The following is a 10,318-nucleotide window of genomic DNA, read 5'->3' on the forward strand; positions in this document are numbered from 1 at the left end:
GCTATCGTTACGGGTATAAACATCTTATCTATTACTACGATACTGTTCTTTTTGCTGGTAGGTATGTTTATTGTGGATGCAGACATCGCCATGCAGAAAAAAACAGAAGTGAAAATACTCTTGGAGTTGTCTAATCATCACGCCACCTTTGCTGTTGATCCTGTATTGAAAACAGAGGGTGTGATTGATCTGCTCGAAGACGAGGCTCTTGAACGTTTTGATGACAGAATGTACGAGAACGGTGGCTACCGTCGTGAGCAAGCCATGTTCGTCCCTCAAGCAGACAGTGTGACCACTGATCCCATTCCTTTCTCACGCTATTATGTGGATTTCCGTTCGTGGCGCAATGACCTCCAATTACGACTACAGTACAATGGGACAACCTTCGTGACAGAGCGAGCAACGAAAGGGCCAGCTCGTCCGGGAGGCGGAATGCTGCAGATTACCGTCGTAACTGAGCATGGGGAGGAACTGCAGCTCGCACCGAAGGCAATGGTCGGTCCATCCCATGTAGTAGTTGCCTACATCGACGAGCAACCGTTTTTGCCAATGCTGCCCGCACATTCGTTTCCAGTCGTATCTGTAGAAGAACTGAAAGATTAGTCAGACTTATTTACAAATTGCAAATTCTTCTGGTACTATGTAGGAAAGTGCTTACCCAGCTTGCGATTGTGAGGAAGTCGCTCTCCGAACATCCCGTTTGCCGGTCCGTTAAGCATAGTAAAAGTGGGGTTATCGATTTGTTTGATAAAGATACCATTTATATCGTAGGCGATGCACAGTCCTCTTCGAACAATCCGATTACACAGCAATTCAGTGCTTTTTTTATCGGATTGGTAGTCGATACTTCCAACGACAAGATCGTAGATGCGGCCTGTTCCTCCACAGTCCAACTGACGTCTGACTTTGCTCGGTCGATCTTTATCGGTCATTCGATTATGGCGTCGGAGGAAATTGGCGAAGAGATTCGCTTTCGGTATTTTGGATCTTCCCAGAAAACATTGATCGCAGCGTTCAAGGACGCGCAAAAGAAGTACAAACAAGCAGTTTCCACGAGAAATAAAGCCACAGTCACCAAATGAATACACCCGCTGCTTTATTTATTCGTATGCACGGCATACACGTAAGTAAAACCCAGCAAATGCCATGATCGCGTGCATTTGCTGGGTTTTTTGCTTATTACGAGAGTTCAGTCACTGCCACCAACATGGTTTTACGGATTTTTGATGAAAAGGAGGAGAGTCCTTGCTATCTTTTGTCTTCCGCAGATTTATCTCCATGATCGTGACGTTATGGCTCATCATTACCCTCACCTTTTTCCTGATGCATGCCGTTCCAGGATCTCCTTTTGAAAAAGAAGGAAAGGCATTAAACGAAGCGGTTGCTGCCAACCTCAATGCCTATTACAACCTGGATAAGCCACTACTCGTCCAATACGGACTGTACTTGCAAAAGCTGGTGCAGTTTGACCTTGGGCCATCGATTGCCAACAGCTCGGATACGGTCAACAAAATGATCGCCCGTGGATTCCCCGTTTCTTTTCAACTCGGTCTGATTTCTGTCGTCTTTGCGATTGTCACCGGTATCGCTCTTGGTGTGATCGCCGCGCTACGACATAACCGTCTCATTGATTACCTTGCCATGATTATTGCTGTTATTGGGATATCTGTTCCCAGCTTTGTTGTCGCTTCCTTATTAATCAAATATTTGGCGGTCGAGTGGAAGCTGCTACCGACTGCAACGTGGGGTACTTGGCAGCATGTGATTATGCCAGCGCTTGCATTGGCGTTTGGTCCGATTGCGATTATCGCTCGTTTGACCCGTACCAACATGCTGGAAGTGTTGACCCAGGAATATATTGAAACTGCTCGTGCAAAAGGGCTGTCTCCGGCGACGATCGTGTTGAAGCACGCGCTGCGTAATGCGATTTTGCCTGTCGTCACGCTCTTGGGCGCACTGATTGCCAACGTTTTAACGGGAAGCTTTGTAATCGAAAAAATATTTGCGATTCCTGGGATGGGGAAATACTTCGTCGCTGGCATTAATAACCGTGACTATTCCGTCATTATGGGAACGACCGTCTTCTATAGCGCACTTTTGATTTTCCTGATGTTTGTCGTCGATGTCCTGTACGGCATCATTGATCCACGAATTAAGCTGCATCGAAAGGAGAGCGAAGGATGATCGTTTCTGATGATTTATTTATCCCCATGCGCAAAGACAACCTCAATGCGGAAGCGATTGTGCGACCTCAACTGACGTTTTGGCAAGAAGCTTGGCTTCGTTTGAGAGGAAACAAGCTGGCCCTGATGGGATTGGTGGTTATTATCTTGCTTGGGGTTATGGCTACGATTGGACCGATGATCTCTGGTCATGAATACGCCAAACAGTCGATTATTATGAAAAACAAACCGCCATCGGAAGCTAATTGGTTTGGTACTGATGATTTTGGTCGCGATGTGTTCACCCGTGTTTGGTATGGTGCTCGCATTTCCCTGTTTGTCGGTTTGACAGCAGCACTTATCGATTTTTTCATTGGTGTCTTGTATGGAGGAATTGCCGGATATTTGGGCGGGCGAATCGATAATATCATGATGCGCTTCGTCGACATTTTGTACGGACTTCCTTATTTGTTGGTTGTGATTTTGCTGATGGTCGTCATGGGACCCGGACTTTTAACCATTATTATCGCGTTAAGTGCAACAGGCTGGATCGGGATGGCCCGGACTGTGCGTGGTCAGGTGCTGCAAATGAAAAACTCCGAGTACGTACTGGCGGCAAAAACAATGGGAGCAAAGTCTTTCTACATCATTCGCAAGCACCTGCTGCCTAACACAATTGGTATCATCATTGTCTATGTCACGTTATCTGTTCCATCTGCGATTTTTTCAGAGGCGTTTCTGAGCTTCCTCGGTCTCGGTATTCAGGCGCCAATGGCTAGCTGGGGTGTGATGGCGAACGATGGGCTCCCCACTATTTTGTCCGGTCATTGGTGGCGGCTCTTTTTCCCTGCTTTCCTAATCTCGCTGACGATGCTCGCGTTCAACGTGCTCGGTGATGGTTTACGCGACGCGTTCGATCCGAAGTCAAGGAGGTAGGCAACATGGATAAAACGGAAAAGCTGTTGGAAGTCAGTGGGCTTCGGGTCACATTCAAGACGCATGGTGGTGAAGTGAACGCCGTTCGGGACGTGAACTTTACCTTGAACAAAGGGGAGACACTGGCGATTGTCGGTGAATCTGGATGTGGGAAGAGCGTGACTGCAAGGAGCATCATGCGTCTGATCCCAGAGCATATCGGAAAAATCGCGGGTGGAAGCATTCATTTTAAAGGCAAGGACTTGGCAAAGCTGCCGGAAAAGCAAATGCGCGAGCTGCGCGGAAAAGAAATCTCCATGATCTTTCAAGATGCGATGACTTCGCTCAACCCGACGATCACCATTGGTGAGCAGATTACGGAAGGAATTATTCGCCATCAAAAGGTCTCCAGAAGTGAAGCCAAGCGGCAAGCGATTGAAATTCTCACCTTGGTCGGGATCGCCAATCAAGAAAGTCGTCTCAAGCAGTACCTCCATCAGTTCAGTGGCGGTATGCGCCAACGGATCATGATAGCGATTGCGCTTGTCTGTAAGCCGTCCATTCTGATTGCGGATGAGCCTACGACAGCGTTGGATGTAACGATTCAGGCGCAAATCATCGAGCTGTTCAAAAGCATTCAGCAAAAGACGGGAGTCTCGATCATTATTATCACGCATGATTTGGGAGTCGTCGCCAAGATTGCGGATCGGGTCAACGTCATGTATGCCGGAAAAGTGGTAGAGTCCGGACCTGTTCGCGACATTTTTTACAATCCACAGCACCCGTACACCAAAGGCTTGTTGGCGTCGATGCCTCGTTTGGATGCGGATCGCTCTATTCCGTTGAGCCCCATACCTGGAACACCCCCAGATTTGTTCAGCCCGCCAATTGGCTGTGCATTCGCTGCGCGCTGTGACTACGCGTTGGAAGTATGTCGGAATTACCAGCCTGCGGAGACCCATGTCCATAGCAAACACGCGGTTTCCTGTTGGTTGCAGGACCCACGGGCAAAGAAGTTGCTGGCGTCGATGCAACCGCCAACGGGGACCTGATTCATGGCTGTCGAGGAAAGTGCATTCGTGTAAAAGAGGGTGTCGTCTGACGGCGCTATCCTTTTACGTCATACAAAAACAAAAAAATAAGGGGGAAGAAACAGTGAAAAAACTATCAACATTGTTGCTGACGGCTACGCTGGGTGTGTCCATGCTCATGGCTGGATGTACATCGGGTCAACCAGCTGCACCGAGTGAGCCTGCACCAGGCAACACGGCTCAGCCAAACACTCCGACGCCGGGCGATCAAGCGGCAAAGCTCCTGTTGCTGAATAATATCAAGGAACCGACGTCATTGGACCCGCCGATTGGCTTCGATGAGCCGTCCTATAACATTTTGAACAACTTGATGGAAGGCTTGACCCGCCTGGACGAAAATCAAAAGCCTCAACCAGCAGCCGCTTCCGAATGGAAAATCTCCGTGGATGGGAAAACCTACACGTTTACCCTGCGTGACAACAAATGGTCCAATGGTGAACCGGTAAAGGCTCAGGACTTCGAATTTGCGTGGAAACGCATGCTTGATCCTGCACTGGCATCTCCGGCAGCATCCCTCGCGTACATTATTGAGGGTGCGGAGGCATATAACAGCGGGAAAGGACCGGCGGATGGTGTAAAAGTAAAAGCCGTGGACGACAAGACACTAGAGGTCGTGCTCGCTCAACCAGCTTCCTGGACGCTCCTGTTGGCATCCAACCCAGCTTTCTTCCCTGTACACAAAGCGACTGTAGAAAAAGATCCGAAATGGGCAGCAGAAGCAGCAAGCTTTGTCGGAAATGGACCATTCAAGCTGACAGAGTGGGCGCATGACAGTGAACTAAAAATCATGAAGAGCGATACGTACTGGGATGCAGCAAACGTAACGCTGCCTGGTGCCGTTTGGAAAATGATTGATGACGAGAATACTGAGTATCAAATGTTTACGAACGAAGAGCTGCACAGAACGACAACCGTTCCTGCCGATATGGCAGACCAATTGTTCAAAGAAGGCAAAGTATTCGTGCGTGACGGAGCAGGTACAGAGTTCTATCGTTTCAACGTAACGAAGGAGCCATTTGATAACGCCAATATTCGTAAAGCCTTTAGCTTGGCGATTGACCGTCAGACACTGGTCGACCTGGTGCTGATGCGTCAGCAAAAGCCGGGAACAGGCTTCGTATCTTTTGGTTTGCCTGATGCCAACGGTGAAGGACAATTCCGTAAAGTGGGCGGAGAGTTGGTGAACTTCAACCCAGATGAAGCGAAGAAGCTTCTGGAACAAGGAATGAAAGAAAAAGGCTACACAAAGCTGCCAGAGGTTACACTCACATACCGCAGCGGAACGGCTAACGAAAAAACGGCACAAGCCGCGCAAGAAATGTGGAAGCAGACGCTGGGTGTTGATGTGAAGCTGCAAAAAGTAGAAGGAAAAGTTTTGACCGATATGCAAAAGCAATTGCAGTATCAAATTGCTCGTTCTTCCTGGTTGCCTGACTTCGGTGATGCGATCAACTTCCTCGATATTTTCCAGTCGAAGGCAGCAAGCAATCGTACGGGCTGGAGCAATGCGCAATTCGACAAGCTGATCCAAGACGCATACAAGGAGCCAGACGATGCAAAACGTCTGAAGCTGCTGCATGACGCAGAAAAACTCTTGTTGGATGAAGCGCCGATCGCACCACTTTATTTCTACAACACTTCCTTGCTCTCAAGCGACAAGGCGAGTGGTGTACAAAGCTCTTCACTTAGCTACACAGACCTAAGAAAAGCTGTCGTGAAGTAAAGATAGAGTGAGTTGGGAGAAGTCATTTCAGGCGGATGGAATGACTCTCCCCCCTTTTTTGCTAGAATTTTTAATAGTGCTATAATTTAGTATGCCTATTAGAAAAAACACAGCTAAAGAAAGCACAAGTGCTGGAGAAGATGGAGGAAAACATGATTATTCAAGCCATCGAAGTAAAACGAATATCTGTTCCATTGAAAAAGCCTTTTAAAACGGCTTTGCGTACGGTGCATAGTCTGGAATCGATTCTGGTGAAAATCACCTGCGACAACGGTATGGTCGGGTGGGGTGAAGCTTCGGCTACTGTCGTCATTACCGGAGACAGCATCGAGAGCATCGAGTCGGCGATTATGAATACGATGAGACCTCAGCTCATCGGCTTGAATTTACTTGCCTATGAGCGAGTTTTCCAAACCTTGCATCAATCCATGGTAGGAAATACGAGTGCGAAAGCAGCAGTAGACATTGCGTTGTACGACCTCATTTCTCAGCGCGCAGGAATGCCGTTGTATCAATTCCTGGGTGGCTACCGTGACCAATTGGAGACTGACTATACCGTCAGCGTGAACTCCCCGAAAGAAATGGGCGAGGATGCGGCTGCCTATCTTAAGCAAGGCTTTAACGTACTGAAAATCAAGGTCGGCAAGGACAATATCGAGGATGACATTTTGCGCATCCAGGAAATTCGCAAATCCGTGGGCAATCAGGTGAAGATTCGTCTTGATGCCAACCAGGGATGGAATGTAAAAGAAGCGGTGCAATCCATTCGCAAAATGGAGGACATGGGTCTTGGCATTGAACTCATTGAGCAGCCTGTAAAAGCGCATGATCTGGAAGGCTTGAAGCGGGTAACAGATTCGGTCGATACGCCAATCATGGCTGACGAGAGTGTGTTTTCACCAGCGCAGGCCCTGCAAGTTTTACAAAACCGTGCGGCTGACATGATTAATATCAAGCTGATGAAAGCTGGCGGCATTTACAAAGCACAATTGATCAACCAATTGGCTGAAGAGTACGGTATTCCATGCATGGTTGGCAGCATGATCGAATCACGTCTGGCTGTATCAGCAGCAGCACATTTTGCAGCCAGTAAGAAGAACATCACCCGCTTTGATTTCGATGCTCCGTTGATGCTTTTGCACGATGGTATAGAAGGTGGCGTAACATACGAGGGTCGCTTGATGCGCATGCCAGAAGAATCTGGGCTCGGTATTCGTTCCGTCAGCCTGTGGGAGGGGGAGAACTAAGATGGAATCTGCCATTGTTTCTGTCTCTGTTGCCACTGTGTGGACTAAGCCGGAGTCGCCGCGGGATATTGACCAAGTAGCACTCCAATCCCCGGTAGATGCACGAAGCTGGCTTGCTTCCCTTACTGTGGAGGAGAAGCTTGGTTTTTATGACCAAAACGCGATTCAAACCCAAGCGCTGTACGGTACGCGCGTAGAGGTAGTCGAGGAGCAAGGGGAATGGTCACAAATTCTGATTCCTGATCAGACTACGAACAAAAACGCAACAGGCTATCCGGGCTGGATTCCGTCTCGCCAGTTAGCACCGTGGTCAGATTCTTTTGAGGTACAGCAAGGCCAAAAGCTAGCGATGGTCACGGCGGCGTTTACCCGTCTACATACAGCCGACAAAAAGCCAGACATGGAGCTTGCCTTCTTGACCAAACTGCCGCTGATTGAGGAAACCGCAGACTGGGTAACGGTAGCGACACCGAACGGCACCGGACTTTTGCCAAAAGCAGAAGTCCAAATCGTGAAAGCAAACGAGCCTATCGAGCTTTCCGGTAATCGTGGAGAGGCAATCGTAGAAGCGGGCAAGCGATTCCTCAACCTGCATTACTTATGGGGTGGCATGTCTTCTTACGGGTATGACTGCTCAGGATTTGCGTACAATATGCACCGTTCTGTTGGTCTCCAGCTTCCACGTGATGCATCTGATCAGGCAAAAGCCGGACAGCTTGTGGAAAAAGAAGCTTTGCTTCCGGGCGATTTGTTGTTTTTTGCCCATGAAGAAGGGAAGGGCAGAGTCCATCACGTGGGCATTTACATGGGGAATGGCGAAATGATTCATTCTCCGGATTCGCGAAGTGCCATCGAGATCGTCAAGTTGGATGGCTACAAGCTCGAAAAGGAACATTGCGTCTCCAGACGATACTGGTAAACGGATAACGGGGAGGAGTGGCCAGATGCAACGAAAAAAGCTGGTCCAGGTAAAGAACCTGACAAAAACCTTTACCTTGGGTAAAGGGCTCTCACTTACGGCAGCGGACAATGTTTCCTTCGATATATACGAGGGGGAAACGTTTGGACTAGTAGGGGAATCTGGTTGCGGCAAATCGACCACAGGCCGTACAATCATTGGATTGTATCAACCGACGACAGGTGAGGTTATTTTTGACGGGCAAAACGTCCATCAGGCATCGTCTGCTGAGCGGAGTAAGCTGACACGCCAAATGCAAATGATTTTTCAGGACCCGTACGCTTCTCTGAACCCTCGAATGAACATTGCGGAAATCATTTCGGAGGGCCTGCATCTGAATGGGCTATATAAAGGGAAGGAACGGATGAACCGTGTGATCGAGCTGTTAGAGATGGTTGGTTTGCAGAAAGAGCATGCCAACCGTTTCCCACATGAGTTCAGTGGTGGTCAGCGACAGCGGATAGGGATTGCCCGGGCACTTGCCGTCAATCCTTCCTTCATCATTGCCGATGAGCCGATTTCCGCACTCGATGTTTCGGTTCAGGCACAGGTCGTTAATTTAATGAAGAAATTGCAGCAGGAGCAAAAGCTGACGTATTTGTTTATCGCGCATGATTTGGCGATGGTCAAGCACATCAGTGACCGTATTGGCGTCATGTATTTGGGCAATATGGTAGAGATGACTGCGAGTGAAATTCTTTACGAATCACCGAAGCATCCTTACACGCAGGCGTTGTTGTCGGCCATTCCTGTTCCCGATCCCGACTTGGAGAAAAGCCGTGAGCGCACCATTATCGAAGGTGACGTTCCCAGCCCGATCAATCCACCTAGCGGCTGTGTGTTCCGTACACGTTGTCCGGTAGCAAAAGCCGTATGCGCCGAAAAAAAGCCTATCTGGCAGGAAGTAGACACCAACCACTTCGTCGCCTGTCACTTGTATCAGTAGTCTTCCGTTTTATCAGAAGATTCGACATTGTCTTTTTGCCATCCTTGGTTAATAGGGATGGCTTTTTCTTCATAAACTTTTAACTTTAACCTATGAAAGGGCTTTCATCAACTATTCGGAGAGGAGAACTGTTAATATTCTGTTAACTGGCAGGAATCGAACAGGTTTTGTCGAAATACGGATAGAGTAAAACATTCCGTGACTCACCTACTTCATCGTGAACTTCCATTCCAGAGAAGTGAGGGTTGCATATGACTCTGAGTACCTCCTCGTTCCATTCAACTCCCCGTCGCTGGCGGGAAGTGGAGACACAGTTGGGAATTGTTGTCCCTAGATCGCTTCGATCGGACACTTCTGCTCTACTGTTTTTGGAAAGCGTCGCTGCAACACCCATGTTGGACAAAGAAGAAGAGCTTGCTTGCCTGATTCGCTATCAAAGAGATGGCGATCTTGAAGCACGTGAAACGATTGTGCGCGCCTATTTACGATACGTAGTTAGTACCGCATTGCGCCATTTGAAAAGAGGGATGCCGTTCCTGGATTTGATTCAGGAGGGCACGATAGGTTTGTTTACCGCGATTGACAAATTTGATGTGGGGCGTGGCGTGCGTCTCTATCATTACTCACACTGGTGGATCTCCCAAGCGATCACCCGTGCCATCAACGACAAAGCAACTTTGATTCGCATTCCTGTCCACATGCATGAGCAGATTCGTCAGTATCAGAAGCAAGTGCTACATCTCGTCCATGCTTTGAACCGTACGCCTGATCGGCAGGAGATTGCTGTACTCTTGGATATTCCACTAGAAAAGGTGGATGCCATCGAACTGGCTCTAATGATGAAGATGGAATCCATCGACGCTGAGCTGGATAGTGAGAAATGGCAGGCTTGGCATGAGGACGAGAGCTTGAGCTACGCAGAAATCATGGATGATGGGTTGTCCTCTCTGGATGACTGGATTGAAAAGGTAGACCTTCGCTCGCAAATGCGTGCAGCGTTGGAGCGACTTAGTCCCCGCGCCCAAGAAATTATCTCCATGCGTTATGGTCTCTATGATGATCAAGTGTATACGCTGGAGGAAGTGGGGAAAATGTTTGGTCTTACCCGCGAGCGTATTCGCCAAATTGAAGCGACGACGATTGACCGACTGCGAACGCAAAAAGCTTCACACGTATTAAAAGATTATTTAACCTAACATAGGATTTGATTATTTCAGCCCCTTGAAGTGACCCAATAAATTGAGACAAGGAAAAAGCACCTCCTGAATCGTATTCC

General features: G+C 48.5%; 10 protein-coding genes. All 10 read left to right on the top strand.

Features of this window, described 5'->3' with window-relative positions:
• Positions 1 to 39 precede the first annotated feature (39 nt).
• Positions 40 to 603: a hypothetical protein gene (locus tag ACQ5DJ_RS28570; RefSeq protein ID WP_429845406.1), complete on the top strand. Its 564-nt coding sequence runs from the start codon at positions 40 to 42 to the stop codon at positions 601 to 603.
• 137 nt (positions 604 to 740) lie between these two features.
• Complete coding sequence (locus ACQ5DJ_RS28575; protein ID WP_012683929.1) at positions 741 to 1,082, top strand: DUF3870 domain-containing protein; 342 nt, start codon at positions 741 to 743, stop codon at positions 1,080 to 1,082.
• 163 nt (positions 1,083 to 1,245) lie between these two features.
• Positions 1,246 to 2,184, top strand: coding sequence for an ABC transporter permease (locus ACQ5DJ_RS28580; protein ID WP_047074807.1), 939 nt, complete (start codon positions 1,246 to 1,248; stop codon positions 2,182 to 2,184).
• 26 nt (positions 2,185 to 2,210) lie between these two features.
• Positions 2,211 to 3,098 (top strand): ABC transporter permease, encoded by an 888-nt coding sequence (locus ACQ5DJ_RS28585; RefSeq protein ID WP_429845407.1) that lies wholly within the window; start codon positions 2,211 to 2,213, stop codon positions 3,096 to 3,098.
• 5 nt (positions 3,099 to 3,103) lie between these two features.
• On the top strand, positions 3,104 to 4,129 hold the full coding sequence (locus ACQ5DJ_RS28590) for an ABC transporter ATP-binding protein (RefSeq protein ID WP_429845401.1): 1,026 nt from the start codon (positions 3,104 to 3,106) through the stop codon (positions 4,127 to 4,129).
• Positions 4,130 to 4,232: 103 nt separating this feature from the next.
• The gene (locus tag ACQ5DJ_RS28595) at positions 4,233 to 5,891 is read left to right on the top strand and encodes a peptide ABC transporter substrate-binding protein (protein ID WP_429845402.1); all 1,659 of its coding nucleotides are present in this window, start codon (positions 4,233 to 4,235) and stop codon (positions 5,889 to 5,891) included.
• A gap of 152 nt (positions 5,892 to 6,043) precedes the next feature.
• Entirely contained in the window at positions 6,044 to 7,138 is a 1,095-nt protein-coding gene (locus tag ACQ5DJ_RS28600) for a dipeptide epimerase (protein ID WP_048035619.1), read from the top strand.
• A gap of 1 nt (position 7,139) precedes the next feature.
• Complete coding sequence (locus tag ACQ5DJ_RS28605) at positions 7,140 to 8,057, top strand: NlpC/P60 family protein (protein ID WP_429845403.1); 918 nt, start codon at positions 7,140 to 7,142, stop codon at positions 8,055 to 8,057.
• A gap of 25 nt (positions 8,058 to 8,082) precedes the next feature.
• Entirely contained in the window at positions 8,083 to 9,042 is a 960-nt protein-coding gene (locus tag ACQ5DJ_RS28610) for an ABC transporter ATP-binding protein (RefSeq protein WP_429845404.1), read from the top strand.
• Between the two features lie 251 nt (positions 9,043 to 9,293).
• Positions 9,294 to 10,238, top strand: coding sequence for a sigma-70 family RNA polymerase sigma factor (locus tag ACQ5DJ_RS28615; RefSeq protein ID WP_017247006.1), 945 nt, complete (start codon positions 9,294 to 9,296; stop codon positions 10,236 to 10,238).
• The last annotated feature ends 80 nt before the right edge of the window (positions 10,239 to 10,318 follow it).

The organism is Brevibacillus sp. FIR094 (genome assembly GCF_050477165.1).
Taxonomy (GTDB): domain Bacteria; phylum Bacillota; class Bacilli; order Brevibacillales; family Brevibacillaceae; genus Brevibacillus.